Here is a 24,670-nt window from a genome sequence, read left to right on the forward strand (position 1 = left end):
GCCCGGAAGCGACCGTCGTACAATCAATCACGTAGGACATCCCTTCCGGGTTGTCCCCCTTTCAGCCAACGGCTGAACGCATAGCGTTCAAAGCGACGGCCCGGAAGGGACCGTCGTACGGTCACCGTCGCGGACCATTGTCGTCGATTGCGAACAGCATGACGACGGAACGTTCGACCACCTGATAGGATTCGCCGAGATGTTCCGGAGCCTCCTCCCAGGGGACGATGTCTTGCGGGGAATCGAGCGCCGTGTCGATCCACCGTCGCCAAGGCCGGCGGTGCAATCCCGGCAATTCGATCTCAAGCGGCTGCCAGCAGGCGTTGAGGATCAAATGGAAATGGATTCCGGTGCGGGGCATTTCCCCGCCGAAGACCAAGCAATGTGACGTGTCGCTCCAGTCGGGCTGGTTCAGTTTGACGCCGTGCCACGCCTTGTTCGCTTCGTGCAACATTCGACTGACGCTGATACGTTGGCGTTCATGATCGACGTTGCGAAGCGCTCGCCGCGCACACAGCAGCGAAACAAAGCGATGGAGGTCGGCGTGCCGATCCAGATTCGTCCAATCGAACCAGCTGAATTCGTTATCCTGGCAGTAGGCGTTGTTGTTGCCACGCTGGGTGTGTCGCACTTCGTCACCCATCAGGATCATGGGAATGCCGAGCGACAACAGCGTGGTGGTGAGATAGTTTTTCACCTGACGATTGCGGAGGCCTTCGATCAGTGGGTCATCGGTCGGGCCTTCGACGCCGCAGTTCCAGCTGCGGTTGTGGTTTTCGCCGTCCCGATTGCCTTCGCCGTTGTCTTCGTTGTGTTTGCCGTTGTAAGACACCAAGTCGTTCAGCGTAAATCCATCGTGGCAGGTGACAAAGTTGATACTCTGTTCGGCTTCGCGCTCCTTGTGACCATAGAGTTCGGGACTGCCGACGATCCGATCCGCGATCCGCCGCACCGAACCCGGCTGGCAGCGAAAAAAGTCGCGGACGTCGTCGCGGAATTTACCGTTCCATTCCCGCCAGGCGTCACCGACAAAGCTGCCGACCTGATACAGCCCCGCCGCATCCCATGCTTCTGCCAGAAGCTTCGTGCCGGCCAACACCGGATCAGACTCGATGTCCCACAGCACGGGCGGATTGGGAAGCGGCTGGCCTGATTCGTCACGCGACAAGATGGATGCCAAATCAAACCGAAATCCATCGACGTGCATTTCCTCGACCCAATAACGCAGACTATCGACGATCAGGCGGCGGACGACGGGATGGTTGCCGTTGACGGTGTTGCCACATCCGGAGTAATTCGCGTAGCGGCCCCCACCCTGTTCCAACATGTAATACGTCGGGTTGTCGATGCCGCGAAAACACAGTGTCGGCCCGCGATCGTTGCCTTCGGCGGTGTGATTGAACACGACGTCTAAAATCACCTCGATCCCCGCGCGATGCAACGCCTTGACCATGTCGCGGAATTCGTCGACTGCACCGAGTGGATCCCGACGTGAGCTGTAGGCCGCATGCGGCGCGAAGAACGAGATCGGCGCATAGCCCCAATAGTTGACCTTTCCCGGCGGAGCATCCCAAGCATCGAACTGAAACACCGGCAAAAGTTCGACCGCGGTGACACCGAGTTGTTGAAGGTAGGGAATCTTTTCGATCAAGCCGGCGTAGGTTCCGCGTTTGGATTCGTCGAGTCCCGAACTGGGATGCCGCGTGAATCCACGCACGTGCATCTCGTAGATGATCGTCTGTGCCGCCGGGCGGCACAGAGGCACGTCGCCTTCCCAGTCGTAGTCCGCGGGGTCGACGACGACACTTTTCATCGCCGTTGCCGAATTGTCACCGGGGTCGGAGGCCGCTTGGCGATCGTAACCGGCGGGTACGACCACGCCGCGGCCGTAGGGATCCAGCAGCACTTTGCAGGCATCAAAGCGGAGGCCTCGCTCCGGATCGGACGGTCCGTGCACGCGGTAACCGTACAATTGCCCGGGGCGAATCTCGGGCACAAAGGTGTGCCAATAGTGATACGTCCGATCGCAGTGTGGATCGAGCGGGATCACCCGTGCCGCGGTCACATCGTCCTCGTGATCGAACAACAGCAATTCGACGCTGGTCGCGGTGCGCGAGAAGAGGCTGAAGTTGACGCCCTCATCAACGACGGTAGCGCCCAGTGGCGAAGGCCGACTCGGGGTGTTGGATTGCGTCATCGGATGCGGTGCCTGATCGAGTTGTCAAAGATTCAATATCGATCGCTCGACGGCCCGGAAGGGACCGTCGTACAGTCAATCACGTAGGACATCCCTTCCGGGTTGTCCCCCCCTTCAGCCAACGGCTGAACACGTGGCGTTCAGAGCGACGGCCCGGAAGGGACCGTCGTACAGTCATCCACGTAGGACATCCCTTCCGGGTTGTCCCCCCTTCAGCCAACGGCTGAACGCATAGCGTTCAAAGCGACGGCCCGGAAGGGACCGTCGTACGGTTTTATTCGGCCAGCCGCGATTCCCATTCATTCCCCCAGCCGACGTAAAGGTCGTGTAGAAAGGCTTTCCAATCTTCGGCGGTACGACTAGGTGGATAGGGCTCGGGCCGAACCGCCTGGTCGGCACTCCAAACAATTCGGATCTGCCCATCGCCCTGAATCTGGCCGATTCTCGGGATTTGGAAACAATGTTGCGTTTCCGGATCGATGCGAACCTGGCCTTCCGGGGCGGCAAATTGTTGACCCAGCATCGCCCTGCGGATCGTTTTCGGTTCGATGCTTTCCGCTTCACGCACGGCCTGGGCCCACAAATGGACGCCCGCGTAAGCGTTTTCCATCGGGTCGGAAACCACGCGATGGGGATGAACGGCCTTGAATCGCGCAAGGAAGGCTTCGTTGGCCGGCGTATCCAAGGATTGGAAATAAGTCGACGCAAGGTAGTCGCCATCGACCGAGGCGATTTCAAGGCCGCGGAGTTCCTGCTCGCCGATGCTGAACGACAAACAGGGCGTGTCGTCGCGATTGATGTCGGCGGCGCGGATGGCACGGAAGAACGCGACGTTGGAATCCCCGTTGAGCGAATTGAGGATCAGATCCGGTTTGGTCTGCAAGATCGCTTGCACGACCGGAGCGAATTCCGAACTGCCCAGGGGCACATACATTTCGCCGACCACTTCCGCGTCCATTTCCGACAGTTGGTCTTTGATGACTTCACTGGCGGTCCGCGGGAAAACGTAATCGGATCCGATCAGAAAGAAACGTTTGCGGTTGAGGTTCTCGACGGCCCACGTGACGGCGGGAATGATCTGCTGGTTGGGCGCGGCGCCCAGGTAAACGATATTGGGAGACTCCTCCATCCCTTCGTACTGCAGCGGGTAGACCAGCAAGTGGTCGTGCTTTTCAATGATCGGCCGGACGGTCTTGCGGCTCGCCGAGGTCCAGCAACCGAACACCGTACAGACCTGCTCCTCGGTGATCAGCCGTTCCGCTTCGCGGGCATAGACTTGCGTGTCCGACCGACCGTCGGCGACAACCGCTTTGACGGGGCGCCCCAACAGACCTCCCGACTGATTGATCTCCTCGATCGCCAACAGCGTGGCATCGATCACGCTGTTGCCGCTGGCGGACATCGTGCCGCTGAGTGATTGCAGCACGCCCACCTTGATCGGCTCACCTTGCGGAGTGGTCGGTGTTGGAACGGATGGACGGAAACTCCAAAGCAACAGTCCGAGCACTAAGACCGACCCGACGATTCCGCCGATCATCCAGCGACGCGATTGCGACGGCTTGGGGACAACGATCGGCGGAAGCGTTGCGCCGGACTGGCTGGGGAGATCGATACGGGCTTCACCGGACAAGGCGGCGGCCACCGCTTCCAAATCACGCAACATCGCCTCGGCGGATTGATAGCGATCGTCGGGATCTTTCGCCATGGCGCGCGAGACGATTGCCGAGCAGGCCGGCGGGACCGACGGGCTGACCTCCCGTGGATCGGGGATGCTCTTGTTGCAGTGGGCGTACATGACCTGGACGACACTGTCGGAATCATCGTAGGGCTGCCGTCCGGTCAACAGACAGAAGTAGGTGGCGCCGAGAGAATAAATGTCGGTGCGGGCATCGACCGCTTGGGCCTGACATTGCTCGGGGCTCATGAAGTACGGGGTGCCGACGATGGTTCCCGACTGGGTCAGTTGCATTGCGCCGCCTGCCGAAGAAAATTTTGCCAGCCCGAAGTCGGTTAACTTGACCGCTCCGTCGGCCGCCCGCACGAGATTGGCCGGCTTGATGTCGCGGTGGACTAAATCTTCGGCATGGGCGGCCGCGATGCCACGGCAGGCGTCGATCAGAATCCGAGTCGCTTCGAGTGCGGTGTAGGCGCCGCAGGTCTGCAATTCCGCGGCAACGCTTCCGCCGGTCAACAGTTCCATGGCCAAAAAGTGCGACGGTCCTTCTTGCCCGATCTCGTAAATCGCCGCGACGTGGGCGTGGCTGAGTTTTCCGGCTGCCTTGGCCTCCGATTGAAAACGATGGAGCGCGGTCGCATTGGCGGCCAAATTCCCGGTCAGAATCTTAATGGCGACGTCGCGTTCCAGCGTCGGATCGTGGGCCTGCAGCACGACCCCCATGCCCCCTTGGCCGAGCACGCCGGTGATTTCATATTTGCCCAGTGACTTTCCGATCCAGTTTTCCGCCGGCAGACTCACCGGCGCGAATTCAAACTCGGCCGTGTCCCCCGGAGTCGCGGCAAGGCTCTCGGTTTCACCGAATGGCGCTCGCGTGACATCGTCGCCTGGTTCGGGCGAGTCGGCAGAAGGTTTGTTGTCTGGCGACATGTCGCTCTAAATCCGTCTACTGGGTATTCGCTCGACGACCCGGAAGGACCGTCGTACAGTCAATCACGTAGGACATCCCTTTCGGGTTGTCCTCCCCTTCAGCCTACGGCTGAACCCGTCGGGTTCAAGTGACGGCCCGGAAGGGACCGTCGTACAAACTTTCTACGTTTCGCCACCCGCGTCACCTTGTTGTTTCAGCCAGGCGGCGTGATGTGGTCGAATCACCGCCAGGGCCTCGTCGGCGTTGGCGACGCATTGTGGGATGCTCATATCCTCGGGGCTAGCCAGCGGAGATTCCGTCGACAGCATCGACTCCTTGGCCCACTCGATCAATCCCGGCCACATTTTCCCCACCAGGATCAGCGGTGTGTCGTTCAAATGATGCACTTGCAAGAGCTGCCAGACCATCAACGTTTCCAACACAGTTCCGATCCCGCCAGGCGCGACCAAAAACGCATCGGACGTAAGCACGAATTGATGTAACCGGGTAAAGAACGTGCGATGTTCGAATGTTTGGCCGACGAACGAGTTGATTTCCTGTTCAAACGGCAAATCGACACGGATTCCGATTGACTTTGAACGCTCCGGAGCGCTGGACGCACCTTCGTTGGCGGCCTGCATCAACCCGGGGCCACCACCGGTGATGATGTCGCAGCCCATTTCTGCCAAAGCCGCTGCACACCGCTTGGTTTCTTCGTAGCCGAACGTACCGGGCTGGACGCGGGCCGAGCCGAAGATTGTCACGCGATATCGATCACGCTTGGACGGACGCAAACGGGTCAGATTGTTGACGACATCCCACAGCCCCAGCACGGCATCGGCGAGCACTTCTTTGACCTCGTCTTCATCGCCAAGGCTGACCGTTGACGCTTCTGTTTTGCTCATCTTTCGCTCCGCATGTCAATTCCTGATTCCTCGCTATCCGGCAGATGAACGGTCAATGCGGGGCTGGCGAACGGAATCCGCTCGGCCTCGAACTGCTCCATCACCTGCAGGTTCAACCCTTCGGTGAACGCCAAGTACGCCCAGTAGTTCGCCGGATGGTACCAGTAGAACAACACGATTCCGGTGGAGGACTCGTTCACGTCTCGCAAGAACACGCGGGGCGGATAGGTTTCCTCCATCCCTTCGTGATCGTGCAGGGCATCACGCACGATTTGCACCGCTCGTTTGACTTTGGCGGTCGGGGTGTCCGATGGCAGTTGGATCTTGGCCACGCCACGAATGTGGGGGCGGCGGCTGATGTTCTCGATGTCGCAGCGCGACATGTCGTCATTGGGAATGGAGACTTGATGGCCGGTCAGCAAACGCAGTTTTGTCGAACGCAATCCGATCTCTTCGACAATGCCATCGTAGCCTTTGGCAACGATCCGGTCACCGACTTGGAAGGGTTTGTCCAGCGTCACCATGATGCTGCCGAAGACGTTCTTGAGCGTGTCCTGGGCCGCCAAGGCGACCGCCAAGCCACAGACGCCCGCACTGGCAACCAGGGTCGTCAGCGGGATGCCGAATTGTTGGCCGCCTTCGAGAAAGACGATGATCGCGGCCAGGATACTGCCCACGCGGCACACCAGTCGCACCCATTGAGAATCCAGCCCATGCGGCTGAACCCAAGGTGTTGCGATAATCAATGCCGCCAAGTAGTTTCCCGCACCGAGCAGCACGACCATCAAGGTCAGCAAAAAAATTAACCACGACAAATAGCTGACCACCAGCAAGGCGGTTCCACTGATCCGAATGTGTTGCTCCAAAAAGTAAAGTGCCGCCAACGGGATCAGCATGGCGGTCAAAGGGCAAACAAGCATGACCAGGTACCGCAGCCAATTCGGCCGCAAATGACTCGTTCTCCACCGACCGAAATAGTAGATCACCGACATCAGCACCAGCGACACGCCAGTCGTAAGTACCAGTCCGGCCCATTGCCAGACGGCTTGACCGAGCAATCGGACGTGCGCCCACGCGGGCAGACCTTGGACCAGCGAACGTGGCAGAAGCCAACCCGGTTCGGAAAGATACAGCTGGTACAATCCGGGGGTGATGGATTGGCGTTCTTTGTAGGGCAAGTCTTTCACCAACACATAGAAGTCGGCGGCCCGATCGACGGTTTCGGGCGAGAACAAGAACTCACCTTCACGCGGGCCTTCCTTGACCCGTTGGATGATGATCTCTGTATCCGAGATCGCCCATTTGGAAAGCCCTCCTTCGTCAACCTGCTTGGTATCCGGCCACGTATCTTCGGGGCCAAGTTCAATCCGATCCAGCACTTCTTTAAGACAGGCGGCGGTTTCCCGGCCGACGCCGTCGTGCACCGATTCGGCCACCTCACTCAAATCCAGGCAACGGAGGATTCGAGCCCCGAGGGCGCTGCGTTCGGCTTCACTTTCAAAACTCCGGCCTTCTTGGCTGAAGCCCTGGTAGACCTCGTGTACCGAGGAGAGAAATGTTTTTAGGGTTGCGCGTGGGCTGGAGGTGTCGGTCGCTCTTAATGGGTGCGACTCTTCGACCGAAGCGGCCTGGGGCCACGCCGTCGCGCTGCCAAACGCAAACAGCGTCGCCACCACCCCGACGATCAATCTTGCCATCAAGTGCATGCTCTGCCAGCCCTACCCAATTGCGCGCAGCCTACGTCGAAGCGGCGGCTTGTTCCAATTCGTTCTTGTACCGTTGATAATCGGCCGAGTCCGGCGGGCTGTAGTTCCAGTTTTTGTACAGCCCGATCACTTTGGTGAAAAAACTGCGTGCTTCGTCGCGGTCCTTAAACGCGTAGTCACGGTCGATCAGCTTCTTGATCAATTGTACACTCTCGAATTGTCTTGATCGTGGCATGCAGGCGTCGATTTCGTCACCGGCGTCTTGCCAACGACAAAGACCTGCAAACTGGCGAGCCCACCACCCAGGCCGATCACCCGCGCCAAGCACATCTCGCCGTCGGTTTTCTCGACCTCCGCCACGTCGCCGAGGGTGACGCCGTCGGCCCGAAAGGGTCCGCCGTACAGTCATCCATGTAGGACATCCCTTCCGGGTTGTCCTCCCCTTCAGCCCCCGGCTGAACCCGCCAGCGTTAAAAGCGACGGCCCGAAAGGGTCCGCCGTACAGTCATCCACGTAGGACATCCCTTCCGGGTTGTCCTCCCCTTCAGCCCCCGGCTGAACCCGCCAGCGTTCAAAGCGACGGCCCGAAAGGGTCCGCCGTACAGTCATCCACGTAGGACATCCCTTCCGGGTTGTCCTCTTCAGCCCCCGGCTGAACCCGCCAGCGTCCAAGCGACGGCCCGAAAGGGTCCGCCGTACAGTCATCCACGTAGGACATCCCTTCCGGGTTGTCCTCCCCTTCAGCCCCCGGCTGAACCCGCCAGCGTTCAAAGCGACGGCCCGAAAGGGTCCGCCGTACAGTCATCCACGTAGGACATCCCTTCCGGGTTGTCCTCTTCAGCCCCCGGCTGAACCCGCCAGCGTCCAAGCGACGGCCCGAAAGGGTCCGCCGTACAGTCATCCACGTAGGACATCCCTTCCGGGTTGTCCTCCCCTTCAGCCCCCGGCTGAACCCGCCAGCGTTCAAAGCGACGGCCCGAAAGGGTCCGCCGTACAGTCATCCACGTAGGACATCCCTTCCGGGTTGTCCTCCCCTTCAGCCCCCGGCTGAACCCGCCAGCGTCCAAGCGACGGCCCGAAGGGGACCGTCGTACAGTCAATTCCCGCCGCGCCTCTTCTCGTCGACCTCTTGAAAACGCCAACCTGCGGCTTCCCAATCGGGATGGACCCAGCGATGCCATTGACTTGACGGCAATCCGGCTTGTCGGGGGTTGTTTCCGATGTACCGGACGACGCGAAACAAATGTTCTTCATCGCGGATGATGCGGTCATAGCTTTCGTCGGCCCAAACGACTCCATGACGATCCAGTTGCTTGTTGATCTGGAACCCCACATAGCCCTTCCAACTATTCAGGATGCCCTCCAATTCAAATCCTTCCGACGGCTTCACGACCAAATGGCAATGATTGGGCATGATGCAATAGCAAGATGTGAAATACCGTTGTTGCTGAAAATGCAGGAGTGAATCGGACATCAGCTTCACGTGGGCTTCATCGCGAAGGTAACACTCACCGTAGCCTTCATCCATCCAACGCTCGGTTCGTAGAGTGATCTCATGCGCGAATGCGTGCCATTGTGCTTCGGACCTTGGTGGCGGATGCGTCTTTTCCCAAATTTCCCGCCATCGTTTAAGATCGTCTCGTTGTGTTCGCGGGATGGAATCGGCCAGTCGAAACGTCACAAAATACGTTGCCCCATCTTGCCGCCAGTGCGGCAGATGTCGCTGGTAAAACCGAATGGGCAGATCGGGATCAAGCCCACGAAAGTACGGCGGAGCGGAAAGGTTGAAGGTCGTCATCGGCAGTTGAAATGCTCGATTGCGCTTCCGGGCTGTCAGGTTCGGGCACCATCTGAACCAGACGGTTCTAAGCGACGGCCCGGAAGGGACCGTCGTACAATCATCCACGTAGGACATCCCTTCCGGGTTGTCCTCCCCTTCAGCCAACGGCTGAAGCCGCGGGCTTCAAGCGACGGCCCGGAAGGGACCGTCGTACAATCATTTCGCCGGCCCTTCCGGGCCGTCGTGCGGTATTCGGTACAAGGTCGCGTAGAGTGTGGGCACCATCACCATCGTCAGCCCGGTTCCGACGATCAGCCCGAAGAAGATCGTCACGGCCAAGGCGACCCAAAATACGTCCTGCAGCATCGGCAACACACCCAGCACGGTGGTGCCCGCGGCGTTGACCACGGGGCTCAAACGCGAAACACCGGCTTCCACCACGGCGTTGTATGGCGTCAGGCCCTTCCCCAGGTTGGCGTTCACTTCATCCAGCAACACGACCGCGTTTTTGATCATCATCCCCGACAGACTCATCGCTCCCAACAACGCGATGAATCCGAACGGAGTCTGTGTCACCAACATGCCGCCGGTGATGCCGATCATCACAAACGGAATCACGCCGATGCAAATCAGCATGGGGCGGAACCCGTTGAACAGTGCGACCAGAATGAACAGCATGATGACGATGGCCGGAACGATCCCGGGCACCAGGGCTTCTTGCGACTGCTTCGCACTCCAATACTCGCCGTCCCAATCCAGTCGGTAGCCCGGCGGAAGCTCAATGGCATTGAACTTATCCACGACCACGTTGCGCAGCGTCGGTGCCGTGACGTCGTTGGGTGAGCACTGCACCGTGATGGCGCGGCGGCGGTCCCAACGCCAAATGATCGGGTCTTCCCATGGCACCTCGATGCCATCGATGACCTGGGAAACGGGCACCGAGGCGGTCGACAACTTCGGTGTGACTTGAAGCTCTTCCAGCGAGGTGGCGGCACGCTCGCGTTCCGATTCGACGCTCCGGGCCACGATCGGAATCAAATCGTCTTCCTGTCGGTACTGTCCGACGACGACGCCATCGGAGGCACGTTTCATCACGCGGGCCAGATCGTCCCGCGACACACCGGCCCAACGGGCACGCTCCTGGTTGTACTGTGGCGACAAGGCCTGAACGCGCTCGCGCCAATTGACCCGCACTTCCTTGGCCAGCGGCGTGTCGCGCAAGATCTGTGCGCCCTCTTCGGCCAATCGTCGCAACGTCGTCGGATCGGCGTTGGCCGGTCCGCTGAAGCGGGCTTCGATCTTCCAGTCATCGAACGCGCCGACGGCGTACTTGCGGACCCGCACCATCGCTTCGGGGACATTCGCTTTGACCCACGCATCGGCGTCGGCGACCAGTTGGTTGACACCGTCCAATGAGTTGACATTGACGATGATTTGGGCATACGAAGTGTACGGGTCTTCGGCACTGACCGGCAAATAGAACCGCGGCGGTCCCTTGCCGACAAAGGCACTGACCGTGTTGGTTGCTTCGTGCTGCTGGACGTATTCCTCGATCCGTTGCAAATCCGCATCGGTTTGCTGGATCCGAGTTCCCTCGGGCGCCCAATAGTCGATCATCACCTGCAATCGACTGGAATCGGGGAAGTACAACTGCGGCACCCAGCGGAATCCGACCACGCTGACCGCCAACAGGGCGACCATGCTGGCCAGGAACAGAAAGCGGTAGCGAATGGTCAGCGACAGTAGCGCGCGGAATCTTTGATACAGCGATCCCTGGTACGGGTCGGTCGCTCCCTCGCCCGGCTTGGGGTCCGGTAAAATCGCCATGCACAACAGCGGCACGATCGTTTGGCAAAAGACCCAGCTCAACAACAACGAGATCGCCACGACGGTGAACAGACTGCCTGCATACTCGCCGGTGTCGTAGCTGGATGCGAAGATCGGATAAAACGCCATGCTGGCCACCACCGTCGCGCCCAGCAGCGGGATCGCCGGTCCGTCGGCCGCTTCGATCGCCGCTTGTTTACGGTCCATTCCCTTGGCGATTCGCACCATGATGCCGTCGGTCACCACGATCGCGTTGTCGACCATCATCCCCATCGCGATGATCAGGGCGCCCAGCGAGATGCGGTGCAGGTCGATCCCCATGATCGCCATCACGACGAAGGTGCCGAGAATCGGGAAAACCAGCCCACTGATCCCGATGATGATGCCGGGCCGAACCCCCATTGTGATCGCCAGCAACGCCAACACGATCGCGACCGCTTCGAGCAGGCTGATCATGAACGCGCGGATCGATTCGCTGACCTGATCGGATTGCCAGGAGATACGTTCGACGCTGATTCCGACCGGCAATTGGGCCAGCAATTGATTGATCCGCGCGTCGATGCGCTCACCTACCGCCACCACATTTTCACCGGCGGTCGGGGCGATCGCCAACGCGATCGCTTCTCGACCGTTGTGCCGCAGCAACTGCGTCGGAGGGTCGACGTAGCCGACATTGACCGTCGCCAGGTCACGGATGCGGATGATTTCATCACGTCCGTCGACCACGCCGGTGATCGCCAATTCGCCGATCGCGTCCGGGGTGGCAAATTCGCCCGTCGGTGTGACACGCATCCGCTGTGTCTGGTAATCGACGTGACCGGCATCAACAACCAGATTCTGCGATTGCAACGTCTGGATGAACTGCGCCGGGGTGATGTTCAGCTCGGCGAGCTGTGAAGAGGAGACGTCCAGGTAGATTCGTTTTTCTTGGACGCCCCAGAAGTCGACGCGCGCGACGCCTTTGACGACGCTCAGCTCCTTCCGCATGTCCTTGACGTAGCGTTCCAGTTCCGCGTAGCTGTACCCGTCGCTGCTGACCGCCAACAAGAATCCGAACACGTAACCGAAATCGTCACCGACCTTGGGCTTGCCGGCCCCCGGCGGCAGCGTCGGTTCAATGTCCGCCACCTTTTTCCGCAGCACGTCCCACACCTGCGGCAATCGATCGGACCAGTAATTGCTTTTGATATCCACCTTGATGATGGACAGTCCGGGCCGCGAGTTGGAATAGATGGCCTTGACCTCGGCCATCTCTTGCAACTTGGTTTCGATCCGGTCGGTCACCTCCAATTCGACCTGCTCGGCGCTCGCGCCGGGATAGGCCGTCGTGATGGCGGCCGTCTTGACCGAGAATTCGGGGTCTTCGAGTTGGCCGAGTTGCAGGTAGGAAAAGACACCGCCGGCGACGATCAGCAGAATACCGAAGAAGGTGATCGCGCGTTTTTCAATGGAGATTGCAGCCAGACTCATCGACGCTCCACCACGGTTTTGGGGAACGCGTTTGGTTTGTTGGACGCGGCAGATTGGTAGGATGGCCCTTTCGGGCCGTCCAGCGCGGTGCGAGCACCGGTGCGACCGCCCGAAAGGGCCGTCGTACACGTAGAGACCGGATGGGGCGCGGTGCGGCCGCCCGGAAGGGCCGTCGTACAGGCGCTGTGTTGTGGCGATGGGTGAGCGGGGGTCGGTTTCATAGCAGCTTCACCTCCTGGCCTTCGGTCAACGAGTTGACACCGGAGGTGACGACGCGTTCTCCCAGCTGAATGCCTTCGACGACCTTCAAACCGACGGGCGTCAGCTCTCCGGTCTTGACCGCACGACGCGCGACCTTGCTGGTGCCTTCGTCGTAGACCCAGACGTAGGTTTGGGTGTCATCATCGGGCAGAGTAAACACCGAACTGGGCGGCACGATCAGATCAGCCTCTTCGGCGACCTCGCCTTCCTCGCGGTGATTGCGAACCATCCCGGCCATCCCGGGCAGGATCTTGACGTCATCGGGTTGCGCGATCTGAACCGTGACCGGGTAGGTCCGCGTGGTCTGCGACGCTTCTCGACCGATCTTCGTGACCGTGCCGAAGAAGTCGCGGTCCGGAATGGCGTCGAACCGGCAGGCCACTTTCTTGACTTGTGGGACAAGGCCGATCAGGGACTCCGGGATCTGGATCGTGACTTCGATCTCCGACAGATCGAACATCCGGACGACCGGTTGTTTGGCCTGGACCCGTTGGAAATTATCGACGTAACGGACCGAAATTTCACCGTCAAACGGCGCCGAGAGTGTCGCGTCTTCCAGCTGATTCTTGGCGTCCGCGACGGCGGCTTCCAAGGCCCGAATCTCCGCTCGTTTGGCTTGGATGTCTTCCGGTCGAGCACCGGTCATGCCGATGTTCAACGCCTCTTTGGCGCTCTCGACTTCCGCGATCGTTCGTTTCTTGCGTGCCAACGAGATGTCAAATTCCGTTTGTGACACCGCGCGGTCCTTGATCAATCGCGAATTGCGATCGTGTTCGGCGGCAGCCTGTTCGGCAGAAGCCTCCGCCTGGGCGAGCGACGCTTTGAGTTGCTCGATTTCTTCCGGGCGAGCCCCGGCTTCCATCGCCGACAGATTCGCTTTGGCGCGATCCAGGTTGGCTTGGTTACTGGCCAGTGCCGTTTCGAAATCCCGAGGATCGATGGCGGCAATCACGTCGCCTTTCTCGACTTCGCTCCCGACGTCGACGGGCAGCGAAATCAGCGGACCGGCGACGTCGAATGACAATTCGACTTCTGACTTGGCCGACGCGCGACCAGGAAACTCGCGACCGGAGATCACCGTCAGATCACCGACTTTGACCGTCCGCACGGGGCGAATCGGCGGCGGTTCGGCAGGCGGGTCGCCGCACCCGGACACGAGCGCGGCGGTGACCGTCATGCAGATCGCCGCTCGGATTTTCAATAGTATCCGGGTCATCCGGTCGCTCTCCTTCGTTATTCCTGTTGGCCTTGGGGATCGTCCATTCGCACCAATAACCATTGCTGCGTGGTTCCGTCGGCAAAGTGTACCAGCGCCGGCGCGGAGTCTTTGGTCAAATTGACGATTCCCGTTTCCATGATGGGACGCGTCTTGTCGACCACATTCCAAGCCGATCGCTGCGTTTCCTTGTCGACCATGCCTTCGATGGTCTGCGTACTGTTGTCGGCCGTGTTGTTCAGCGTGCCGGAGATGATCCCTTCCTTGCTGATCACCAACTGCAGAAACAGCGTGGGTTCCGGTCCCGTTTCCTGACCGTCGGGGGTCACGGCGAACACGCCCAGCGGCATCCACTCCGATTGATCGACCGGGACGTCGGGGGCACTGGCGGCAATCGCTTCCGCCTGTGCCGCATACTCTTCCTCCGTCGCGACGACTTGATCGCCGTAGTAGACCGAACCCTCTTGGTAGTAGACGTTTTCGCCATAGCCGTAGTAAATCGGTTCGCTCCATCCGTAATTGACCCAGCCGGTCACTCCGCCCCAGGCGGCCCAGCGGTACGGACGCGTGATCGCCCACGCGCCCCACATCGGATGGTCGGACCAGAAGTCGCGAATCGGGGTGTCTTTCATCTGATCGCGGATCTCATCGCGGCGGTCCGAACGAATCTGTTGTCGGTCGCCTCGGTTGTCAATCCGTTCGGGGCGATTGCCCACCAAAGGCCGATCGGCGGGCAGATTATCAATCCCTGGTCGGTTGCCGATTCCAGGTCGGTCTGCGATTCCCGGACGGTCGCCGATGCCGGGGCGATCACCGACTCCCGGCCGGTTGCCGATTCCCGGAGGCGTCGCGGGCAACTGACTCGGCCGCGGGCCGGAGTCACGCAGAAAATCCGCCGCCGCGCTTCCGGCCAGGCCGCCGGCGACACCACCGGCAATGCCGCTGGCGATGTTGCTGCGTCGGTTCGACGCGGCGCCACCGGGGCGCGTGCTGGGGAGCGTACTGGGACGTGCGCCTGCCGATCCGCCCAGATTCAGAAAGCTCTGCAGGTCGCCCGCGCTCGGCCGCCCGCCTTGGCTGGGGCGTGTGCCAACTCCAGGGCGACTGCCGGTACTGGGTCGACTGCCGACGCTCGGTCGAGTGCCGACGTTGGGCCGTGAACCGACACTGGGCCGGCTGCCGACACTGGGCGGAGAAATACTCGGCCGCGAAACGCTGGGACGCGAGACGCTGGGACGGCTCATCGAGGAAGGACGGCTCATCGAAGGGGACGGGCGGGAGAAACCGCCACCACCGCTGAATCCGCCACGTGCACCGCCACCGCTAAATCCTCCGCCACGCGCGCCGCCACCGCCGCGGCCTCCCCGAGCCAGTGCATCGGATGCCGTCGGTAAACTCAGACTGACGACGACCAAAAACAAAAAAGCACGTTTCATTTGATTCCCCTTACCGGATGCGATTGTTCGAATGCATGCCACCGAAGCCGCCTTGTGCTGCCCGATGAAACCTCGTCCATGCTGTTGATGACGTCCGTGCAGTCTCTTGCTCAGTTGGGTCTTGCTCACTGGAGTCTTGCTCACTGGGATCCCTCCACCCCTCCTGCTCGAACGGCCACCACTTCATCCACATTGGGTAAGAGCTCGCCATCGACAATCCGGTTGATCGATTGCCAAGTCAACGTATTGTCATCAACGTACGTCAAGATATTGGTCGCGGACATCTTGCTGCCGTCGTGCATCGTGCCGGTGGACTGAATGTACCACTTCTTGTCCTTTTGTTCCCAGACGCCATCGCTGAATCCACCCCTGGAATCGAACACCCACGACCGGATCTGTCCGGCGGCGGCGTCCCAGCCGATGATCTGCATCCCCGACTGTTCGATTTGATCACCGACCACCATCGAGAACATTCGCACCATGAAGTTTCGATTCTTCGTCCATTGGCACGTCGTTTCGACACGCCCCCGATCGTCTTGATCCACCCAACTGCCGATCATCCACTGCAGGTCTTTCAAATGATCTTCGTTTGACACGACAACGGGGACGTCTTCTTCGGTCACGCGGTCGAGCAACCATGCACCGTCACGTTTGACGTATACCGCGGTGTATTCCGATTCCTCGGGCTCCTGTTCGGGTCGAATCACCGCCGCGGTGCCGGTTTCCAACGCAACACTGGGCGAGATGAACTGAACCGACTGCGTCGTCGCGGACAGCTTGACGCCTTTGTTTTCCGCAAAGATCGCGGCAAACTGTTGCTCGATCGCCTCGCGACCGACGACCTGTTCGCCCGACAGCGGATTCGTGTACACCGCCTCGGGTGACCACATCGACGCCAACGCTTTGGCATCTCCCTGATTGAATGCCGCGACGTATGCCGCGACGTCCTTGCGAATCGTCGCTTCGTCGGCAGCCTGATCTGCCGCCACCGGTCTCACGCACAGCGAAACCAACGCCGCTGCCATGAGTGCAAGAGTCACTCGTTTCACTTGTCGCCTCTCTTTCGGTAATGAAAAGGTTTGATTCATTTATTGACGTTGCGCACGAATCACGGACAAAACCAACTCGATTCCGCCGATCGCGTCCACGTCGCTGACATCCACATCGGGTGGCTCCAGCGACATGTCGATGTAGGGCAACAGCCGACGAAACCGCTCGGACCGAAAATGGTCTTCCAAGTCTTCACGCGTTTCCCACTGCGCCCAATAGGTGATCGCATTGTCATCATCTGCATCGCAAAGGACGCGGCAAAACCGACATCCTTTTGCCACCTCCGTGGGTCCGGACAGGCTGCAAAAAACCTGCAGGATCTCCTCTCGCTTGTCAGGTGGCGCCACCACTCGCAACACGGCTTGGATCATGCGATCTACCCCAACGGGTCATTGCCCATGAATGACGACGGACCGACGGGCCCAATGTCGATTGGACCGGTCGCGTTGAAGGCAAAAGGCATACCGGCTGGAGAAATTGTCACGCAAAGTGCCGTAAGCCGCCGACTACAAATGGCTTACGTGAACGGACGGTTGCTGCTCGCGCTCCATACAATCCCCAAAACGATGGGGATTCTCCAATATAATGGAGAGCATCATCAGATTTTCATCGCTGGTTCGGCCGCCGAATTCCCAACTTTGCCATCCGTGCCTCCAGCGTCGTCGGCTTGATGTCCAACCGCTCGGCGGCTCCACCACCGCCGCGGATCCGCCAGCCTGTCTTTTCCAGCACGCGTAGAATCTGTTCCCGCTCGACTTCCTTGAGCGTTTTTTGCTCATCCGCACCCTCGCGTGCCGTTGTGGGCGTTTCGATGTGCAGCGTGTCGCTGTCGGCAAGGATCATCGCGCGTTCAATCGCATTGCTCAGCTCGCGGATGTTGCCGGGCCAGTCGTGGTCCTGCAACTGCTTCATCGTCCTCCGCGGGATCGTCTTGATCGATTTCCCCATCCGCCGCCCGAACGCTTCGACAAAGGCCCAGGTCAACGAGGGGATGTCGTCGCGCCGATCACGCAGCGGCGGGACGTGGATCGGAAAGACACTCAATCGGTAGTAGAGATCGGACCGAAACAGGTTCTTCCGCGTGGCCGCTTCCAGATCGCGGTTGGTCGCGGCGATGATCCGCACGTCGACCGAGATCGTCTTTGCCGTGCCCAGTCGCTCGAACCGACCGTCCTGCAAGACACGCAGCAGCTTTGCCTGCAGCTCCAACGGGATTTCGCCGATCTCATCCAGGAACAACGTCGATCCGTCGGCCAACTCAAAGCGACCGATCGCCGCGGACGCCGCACCGGTGTAGGCCCCCGCGGCGCGGCCGAACAATTCACTTTCGATCAGCGTGGCCGGAAGTGAGGCACAATTGACGACCGTCATGGGGCGATCTTTGCGGGCACTCAACTCGTGGATCGTCTGCGCCAGCAGTTCCTTTCCCGTCCCTGTCTCTCCGGTCAACAACACCGGTGCGTCGGTCGTTGCGACACGTTCGACGTCGGCAAGCACCCTCGTGATCGCGTCACTGTGTCCGATGATTCGCCCGTGGTGTTGTGTCACGACGGCCTGCTGGCGAAGGTACAGATTTTCCTGCTCCAATTGCCGCCGCAGCCGAACGTTCTCCGACAGCGCCTCTTGCAGCAACTGTTCGTTCCGGCGTCGCACGAGCGCATTGGCGAACACTTCACCGATCAAGCCCAATCGTGAGAGAATCTCGCGCGGCCAATCGCACGGCTTGTGAATGAACGCAAACGTCAGCCCTCCCAGCCGCTGGCCGCCCACTTTGATCGGAATGGCGACATTCGACTGGATCCCTTCTTCCAGACAATGCGCCCGCTCCTTCACCGCAGACTCGGGAAGGTCCTGCGGGAGGCTGCGCAGAAAGACGGTTTTGCCACTGCGGAACTCGTTGATGTACCAGGGCAATCGGGCGACGGCGAACGGACCGATCGGAAACGGTTGGCAACCCGCCGCGGCATAGGAATGCGAGACCATCACGTGATCCGCATCGTCACCGAACTCGATAAATGTGCTGCGATCGTTCCCCAAAAACTCCACCAGCGACTGCAGGCTCGCGTCGATCTGGCTATCGATTTGATCGCACGGAAGATTGACAAACCCGGCCGACAGGTTGGCCAACAATTGCTCGAAGTTAAGCCGATCCTGAATCTTCAGGTCTGCCTGCCGGTGGGCCGTGACGTCGACCATCACACCGACCCAGGCAGCGTCTTCGCGATTGTTTTCATCCGATCCGACGTCCAGCGGTGATTCCATCACTTCGACGGTCGCGGGCTGACCGTCGGCGCGGACCAGACGAGTCAGATAACGGGACGGGTCCGTGTCGCCAGCCTGCCGACGCAGCGTTTCTACTTCCGAACGGTCGTCACGATGGACGAAGCTCAACAGCGGCTCACCGGCGATCGACTCGGGGTCACGGTCCAGAAGCTGCCCCATCACCGGATTGGCGTAACAAATCCGCCCCGTCCGGACCACATACACGCCGACCGGGGAGCGATCAAAAAGCAGGCGAAAATCCCAATCCGACGGATCGCCCTCCTGTCGGTCGCCGCTCACTAAAGAGAATGCCGATTTCATCTTCTGCGTCGCAAGGGTGTCGTAATCTTTCTCAATGGGATTCCGCAATCATTGGTGCCCGGCCTTTGACGACCGCCCAATATAGACGACGCCGGATTTGATTCGAGGGAGCGCAAACGAGATACTCTTTTTGACGGACACGACCTGCGGTTTTGCACACCGCTCTTCCGGCTACAAAACAATCACCCACGTCGGACATCCCTTCCGGGTTGCCCTTCCCTTCAGCCCCCGGGCTGAACAGCCTGTCGATTGAATCATTTTCGATGAAAGAACAAGTCAACGACGAGGCAAGAAGCGTTAGCGAGTCGAACAGCTCCGCCCCTTGCTAGCCCTGCGGGCCAGTAAATTAACAGGCCGCGACCCCACAGGGCTCAAAACCAGGGCCCCGCAAGAGACCGTCATACAACCAACCATGGAGCCGCAGCATGCATCCGAAAATCGAACTCCATGTCGAACCGGGGGTCGAAAAGAGCTGGCACGCCTTCTGTCGCGACCACCCGCCCAACTCGATCGCGTTGGACGGTTACGTCACCGGTCCGCCGGCGTTTGATCCGGACGGACCCTACGCCAATTTTGATCACCACCGCGGGGTCAACCGACTGGCAACCCGCAGCACCTGCGGGCAAGTGTTGGTGGCAATCCTGCTGGGGCTTTTCGACAGTTTCGGCCAGGACGGCGAATCCGGCGCCCATGTCTTTGTCAATGATTGTGATCAGGACGTTTGTGTGGCTTATTGGTTGTTAAGCCATGCCAAACAGGTGCGCGAGTTGCACGTCGAAATGGAGATCTCCCAACTGATCATCATCGAAGACCTGATGGATGCGACCGCGGGCGCCATTCCCTTTGATCCGGACCGAACAATCATCCGCAAACAGGCATGGGCGTTCGAATTGTACGACCAGGCGAGGGCGTCTGGCGCGCTCCAGCAAATGAATGGCGAGGAGATGCGGCAGTTGATTGAAACAACCTCCGATCGCATTTCACACCTTGCATCCGGCGAGGGCGAAGAGCGGTCACTGTGTGGAAGCTTCGACGTGCTCGGTGGCGGAATGGGATGGCAGATGATTCGTGAACACGGCCAGTACGCTCGGACCCGCTTATTTGCACAAGGCGTTCGCGCTTTCGTGGCGGTGAGAGAGTGTCCCGATGGCCGATACACTTACACGCTGGGCCGGATGTCACCGTTCGTGCGATTTCCGCTTGATCGAATTTATTCGGCACTGAACGAAGCCGAGCCATCGACGGCTGATTCGGAACAATGGGGTGGCAGTGATATGATCGGCGGTTCGCCCCGCGGGTGTGGCAGTGCCCTGACTCCGCGACAAGTCGAACAAATCCTTGAAGCAATCATGAAGCCGGACTAGCCGACCAACGCCCATCACTCAGTGGCTTTTCACAAGGACAATCAACGCCTGAATCACCCCCAAACCGATCAGCAGCCCCAAGCCCCACATCACAGGTTTCATCGAACTCGGGATCATCGGCTTCCGCCGCCGCGGTTGCTTCTTGTCCTGTCGTTTTCGCTTCTTCTTGTTGGTGCCGGTGGTTGATGTGGAAAGGTTCATGGTGCGTCACCCTGCGATCAATGCCACAAAGTAGGCGGAAAAGATTGCGATCGTCAGAGCCATCCCCGCCCATGCGATCGCAGACGGATCGGACGAAGGCGGCTCGCGTTGATCGGTTTCCGATGGTGGTGCGTACGGATTCATGACACCGACCAGTCTACCACAATCCCGCCTGCGGCAAGCGTCAACGCCCCACCCCGAAATGCCAGCGAGCGGCACCCGAATGCCAGCGGGAAGCGTAAGCGAGCGGCACGTCACCATGCCAGCGGGAAACGTAACAGCCTGTTGAAATAATCCAGCCGTAGGGCGCGAGTCGACGCTGCCAACGATCGACATATCATTTGTCCCGAGCCACTCGCACCGCATCAAGCCGAATTTGCCGATCGATTTTCATCCCTGCTAGGTCACAAGCCAGACTCCAAGGCACAAGCCCGCAGCTTGTCATCGAAAGGGCCTTGACCCTCCAGATTTGCCTCCAAGCTGCTTTGGGTCCCTGGATCGGAATCTGATTCCCCCTCGTCCAGTTCGAACTCAGGATTTTCCGACACCGGACCGAGCAAGACCTCGTCGCCGTTGACGTGAATGGTTGACGCTGGACGCACGGGGTGAACGGCGGAAGCAGGATCTTCAAATTGCATGGACGCGCCCATTTCAAAAAACGCGTCGACGAACTGCAAAGCACTTCGCCGGGGACCAATTCGGACAACGCCATCGTGCCTCAATTCGATGCCTTCTTCTGCTTCAGCAGACTGGCCAGCTTGAATCCTTGCTACTTCATTGATCACAAACAGGGCGTCAAGCGTGGTTGCCAAGTTGTCGCCTGTGGTATCGAAATAGGCCCCTGGCCAAACATCGACGTCATGGGGATCAGGCAGTTCGTTTCCCGCCTGGATGGCAAGTCGGTTAATGACAACCAAAGCGTCCAACGCGGTTGTCATGCCATCGTTGTTGACATCAAATCGATTGATGACATTCTTCCACGGCAGTGGAATCTCAACCTTGAAACGAGAGCCATCGAGATGATTCACGTGACGAAGGGGGCCGTCACCGACCAGAGGCGCGCCCATCCGCCACTGTTCAGGATCGACAAATTCGATTTGCTCGGCAAGGTTTGCGGCCAGTTCCAAGTCAGCGGTCGACGCGATCGCTTTATGGTCAAGCGTGACCGTCAATGCGTTGTCAGACGTTAAATCGATCCTCTCAACGTTTCTTGGCAACAGTGAATCGACCAGACTGATTGTCGGCACGAAGTCACCCGCCGAAGACGGTGGCCGAACAACAAGCGTGTCAAATCCTTCTCCTGCATCGATCGATATCGTTTTCCCTGTCCAGTCAGCGGCGATCCATTCGATGGTCTGATCGCGTGAACCTCCAACCAATTCAACGCCCGCGACAGCCGACATCGGAACCGAAAAACGCTCGACACCGTCTTCGCCAACCACCAGATTGCCAGCCGAACCGTCCAAGGTCAATGGAGACGCATCGAGCGAGACGACCAGATTGCTCAGTGCATCGTTCCCGTCACGCAAGGTCACCCAGTAGTCCTCCACCTCACCATCAGCTGCACGACCAACGCTGCCCAGTCCTCCGGCACTGCTGAGACGAAACCGAGCTGCCGTGCCACCGGCTTGGGCTCCCGCAGGAATCGAAAACGAAATGCGGTTGTCTCCGCTACTGACCGGAACGCTGTGGAGAACTTTTTCACCGGGATCAAACCAGTCACCGTCCCGATTGAAATCAATCCACGCGTCAATTCGCCCGGTACCCGATGCGGTCACGTCGACGGTTGCGATGGTGTCGCTCGAACTGGTCACCAAGTCCGTCAAGAAGTCGATCCCGTTATCGGCTAAGCCATCAAGCTCGTCTCCGCCTTGGCCGTCCGCACCAGCGACAATGTGCGGTTGCCCATCCGGCTCCGCATCCACACCCTCGCCCAAAAAGAGGCCGCCGACGGCGTGCCGTGCCCCATTGTCCTCAAGCATGACCGGATAGTCGTAACGGAAACCCGTCTCTGCCGCTGTGGGAGCATCACCAAAATCATCAACAACGACGTTCGTGTCATCATCGACGATCCGGGCGCCGCTGCTTTCAAAGAGCTTTGTTAGAACCACGTTCCGATTGCTTCCAAATCCACCATCCGTTTCAATCTCGTAGGCGTATCCGTGGATACTTTCTAAGATGTTGGTCGCAATGGAAAAATCATCCATTCTTGTGCCGGGCTGGCTCAGAAGGGTCGGCGTCGCCATTGAGTCAATTGGTGCCTGGAACAGTCGGACGGAGCCGTCTCCCACTTCACGATTGGATGTGAACACCAACGAATTGCCTCCTGCGTGAAGATTGACGTAGGAGTAGTTGTCAAACGACTCGCTGTCGGGCACTTCAAAACTCAGCAGCACAGGATCCGAATTCCCCAAAATATCGACGGCATAAAGCTCCTGCGGCGCGTTGCTTCCGTACCCGACGTTTGTCCGGTAAACGACCGTTTCGGGATCATTCGTCGACAGTATCAGGTCGACATTAAAAGACGACCGCAACGACGTGAGTTTTATCGGCGATTCGGATCCATCGATTTTCACCGAGTACAACGCGAACTTCGCAGGGTCATCGAAGTTCGACCGAAACACGACTCGCTGGTCATCGTCGCTAATCTTGTACGTGCGGAGGCTTCCACCGGCCTGCTCGATGGGCGGGTGTAGCGCCACCGGCGGCTCGGAGCCATCGGTCAACACTGAATAAAGATCGGGCGCCGCGGACAGACCACGATTGACGTTAAACACCAATCGACTTCCGTCCTTGGTGATCTGTGGCTGGGAATCCCCTACATTGCTCGCCAACATCAGTGGCGGTTGCGATCCGTCAACTGCGAATCGATAAAGGTCCGATTGCCTGACATCTTCGCTCGGTCTGGCCGCAACGTAAATGAATTGGCCGTCCGGCGAGAACGTATGTCGCAGGCCGGTACTCGCGCCGATCAGATCGTCCGAGAGCCTTTGGGCAGTGCTGCCCCCGTCAATCGGCACGACGAAGGGCAATGGAAATGTATTTCCCTTGAAGACGACAGATTCTCCGTCGGGTGATATCCCGACGAATGGAAAGCTACCGATATCACCCTGGAAGAGTTTCACAGGTGAGGTGGAACCATCCGTTCGAGCGCTGAAGAGTGCAATTTCAGTTGAGCCGTGAATTCTCCTTTCGTAAACGACGTGCGAAAGATCAGGGCCGACACCTTGATATGCCACTAAGGTTGATTCGTCGCCTGAGTGAGTCAGCACAATCGGATCTCGAGAACCGTCAACGGGTACGCGAAAAAGCTCCACGTTACCCTGGCTGTCCTCACCGGGCAGAATCACCTCGCTCGTCGCTCGATTGATTTGAACGGAGCCTGGACCTCCTCCAGAAAACCCCAAGTCGGCGAGCAATGTTGGTTGAGAAGACCCGTCCACCGGAACGCTAAACAGCCCGACGGTCGTGCCCAGAAATTGAGAATAGACGAGCGTGTTGCCGGTGTTGTCAAAGTCGAAACTGAAGACGTTCCGTCCATCGGTGGGCAAGAGCCGCTGATGCGAAGCAACGACGGCATTGCCGGAATCACCAAGCTGTTGCACACGTCCATAGAACTCGCGGTCCAAGTTGCGAAACGCGTCGTCGATCAGCTCCACCTCGACCGTCTTGGTCAACTCATCTGGCTGGAACTCGATCAGCAATCCGTCGACCGGAACATAGTGGTTTCCAGCGGTTGCCGTTCCGTCCACGGTGTCGAACAAGTAGCGACGAACCTCCGATGCGGTCTCGTCCTGCTGAAGAGTGAAGATGACGTGCGACTCCGTCTCGGGCACGCTCGCCGCAGAAATCGACAGGCCTGTCAATAAGTGCCGATGCTCCAAAGGCTGCAAAGTGAATCGTCGTCGTTGTGGCATCGCGGGTCGAGCGTCACGTACTTGGCTGATGGATCAGAAAAACCAGCAGAGCCGACAGGCTCCGCGACGAGCAGTCTAATCCAAGTCAACACGAGAAACGCACGATCGCGAGACTGCAATCAGAAACCTCGCGGACTCAGGGGCCGGCGCCCAAAGCCCCTGTTCTATCAGC

Annotated in this window: 16 protein-coding genes; 1 reads left to right on the top strand and 15 read right to left on the bottom strand. The window is 59.2% G+C overall.

Annotation, left to right across the window (positions count from 1 at the left end):
- Positions 1–121 precede the first annotated feature (121 nt).
- From glgX to Mal15_RS30050, 12 genes are all read right to left on the bottom strand, one after another.
- Positions 122–2,197 (bottom strand): glycogen debranching protein GlgX, encoded by a 2,076-nt coding sequence (gene glgX, locus Mal15_RS29995; protein ID WP_147871118.1) that lies wholly within the window; start codon positions 2,195–2,197, stop codon positions 122–124.
- Positions 2,198–2,471: 274 nt separating this feature from the next.
- Positions 2,472–4,802 (bottom strand): transporter substrate-binding protein, encoded by a 2,331-nt coding sequence (locus Mal15_RS30000; RefSeq protein WP_147871119.1) that lies wholly within the window; start codon positions 4,800–4,802, stop codon positions 2,472–2,474.
- 162 nt (positions 4,803–4,964) lie between these two features.
- Positions 4,965–5,687, bottom strand: coding sequence for an LOG family protein (locus Mal15_RS30005; RefSeq protein WP_147871120.1), 723 nt, complete (start codon positions 5,685–5,687; stop codon positions 4,965–4,967).
- On the bottom strand, positions 5,684–7,384 hold the full coding sequence (locus Mal15_RS30010) for a mechanosensitive ion channel family protein (RefSeq protein ID WP_167547130.1): 1,701 nt from the start codon (positions 7,382–7,384) through the stop codon (positions 5,684–5,686). Before Mal15_RS30010 ends, Mal15_RS30005 begins: the two co-directional genes overlap by 4 nt.
- Before the next feature lie 40 nt (positions 7,385–7,424).
- A complete protein-coding gene (locus Mal15_RS30015; protein WP_147871122.1) occupies positions 7,425–7,628 on the bottom strand; it encodes a hypothetical protein in 204 nt (67 codons plus the stop codon).
- 861 nt (positions 7,629–8,489) lie between these two features.
- Complete coding sequence (locus tag Mal15_RS30020; RefSeq protein ID WP_147871123.1) at positions 8,490–9,191, bottom strand: transposase; 702 nt, start codon at positions 9,189–9,191, stop codon at positions 8,490–8,492.
- 198 nt (positions 9,192–9,389) lie between these two features.
- Positions 9,390–12,470 carry an efflux RND transporter permease subunit gene (locus Mal15_RS30025; RefSeq protein ID WP_147871124.1) on the bottom strand — a complete coding sequence of 1,027 codons (3,081 nt, stop codon included), beginning with the start codon at positions 12,468–12,470 and terminating at the stop codon, positions 9,390–9,392.
- Between the two features lie 217 nt (positions 12,471–12,687).
- Complete coding sequence (locus Mal15_RS30030; protein ID WP_147871125.1) at positions 12,688–13,947, bottom strand: efflux RND transporter periplasmic adaptor subunit; 1,260 nt, start codon at positions 13,945–13,947, stop codon at positions 12,688–12,690.
- A 17-nt stretch (positions 13,948–13,964) separates the two neighbouring features.
- A complete protein-coding gene (locus Mal15_RS30035; protein ID WP_147871126.1) occupies positions 13,965–15,383 on the bottom strand; it encodes a hypothetical protein in 1,419 nt (472 codons plus the stop codon).
- A gap of 140 nt (positions 15,384–15,523) precedes the next feature.
- Positions 15,524–16,423 (bottom strand): YybH family protein, encoded by a 900-nt coding sequence (locus Mal15_RS30040; protein ID WP_233903119.1) that lies wholly within the window; start codon positions 16,421–16,423, stop codon positions 15,524–15,526.
- A gap of 48 nt (positions 16,424–16,471) precedes the next feature.
- Entirely contained in the window at positions 16,472–16,804 is a 333-nt protein-coding gene (locus Mal15_RS30045) for a putative quinol monooxygenase (protein WP_147871128.1), read from the bottom strand.
- A 235-nt stretch (positions 16,805–17,039) separates the two neighbouring features.
- A complete protein-coding gene (locus Mal15_RS30050; RefSeq protein ID WP_147871129.1) occupies positions 17,040–19,016 on the bottom strand; it encodes a sigma 54-interacting transcriptional regulator in 1,977 nt (658 codons plus the stop codon).
- Positions 19,017–19,441: 425 nt separating this feature from the next.
- Here Mal15_RS30050 and Mal15_RS30055 point away from each other — a divergent pair, with 425 nt between their 5' ends.
- Positions 19,442–20,380 (top strand): hypothetical protein, encoded by a 939-nt coding sequence (locus Mal15_RS30055; protein WP_147871130.1) that lies wholly within the window; start codon positions 19,442–19,444, stop codon positions 20,378–20,380.
- A gap of 18 nt (positions 20,381–20,398) precedes the next feature.
- Here Mal15_RS30055 and Mal15_RS30060 read toward each other — a convergent pair whose 3' ends face one another.
- From Mal15_RS30060 to Mal15_RS30065, 3 genes are all read right to left on the bottom strand, one after another.
- A complete protein-coding gene (locus tag Mal15_RS30060) occupies positions 20,399–20,581 on the bottom strand; it encodes a hypothetical protein (protein WP_147871131.1) in 183 nt (60 codons plus the stop codon).
- 6 nt (positions 20,582–20,587) lie between these two features.
- A complete protein-coding gene (locus Mal15_RS34295) occupies positions 20,588–20,725 on the bottom strand; it encodes a hypothetical protein (RefSeq protein WP_167547131.1) in 138 nt (45 codons plus the stop codon).
- Positions 20,726–20,985: 260 nt separating this feature from the next.
- A complete protein-coding gene (locus tag Mal15_RS30065; RefSeq protein WP_147871132.1) occupies positions 20,986–24,498 on the bottom strand; it encodes a GEVED domain-containing protein in 3,513 nt (1,170 codons plus the stop codon).
- Between the last annotated feature and the right edge of the window lie 172 nt (positions 24,499–24,670).

Origin of the sequence: Stieleria maiorica, from assembly GCF_008035925.1 — a bacterium.
Lineage (GTDB): Bacteria > Planctomycetota > Planctomycetia > Pirellulales > Pirellulaceae > Stieleria > Stieleria maiorica.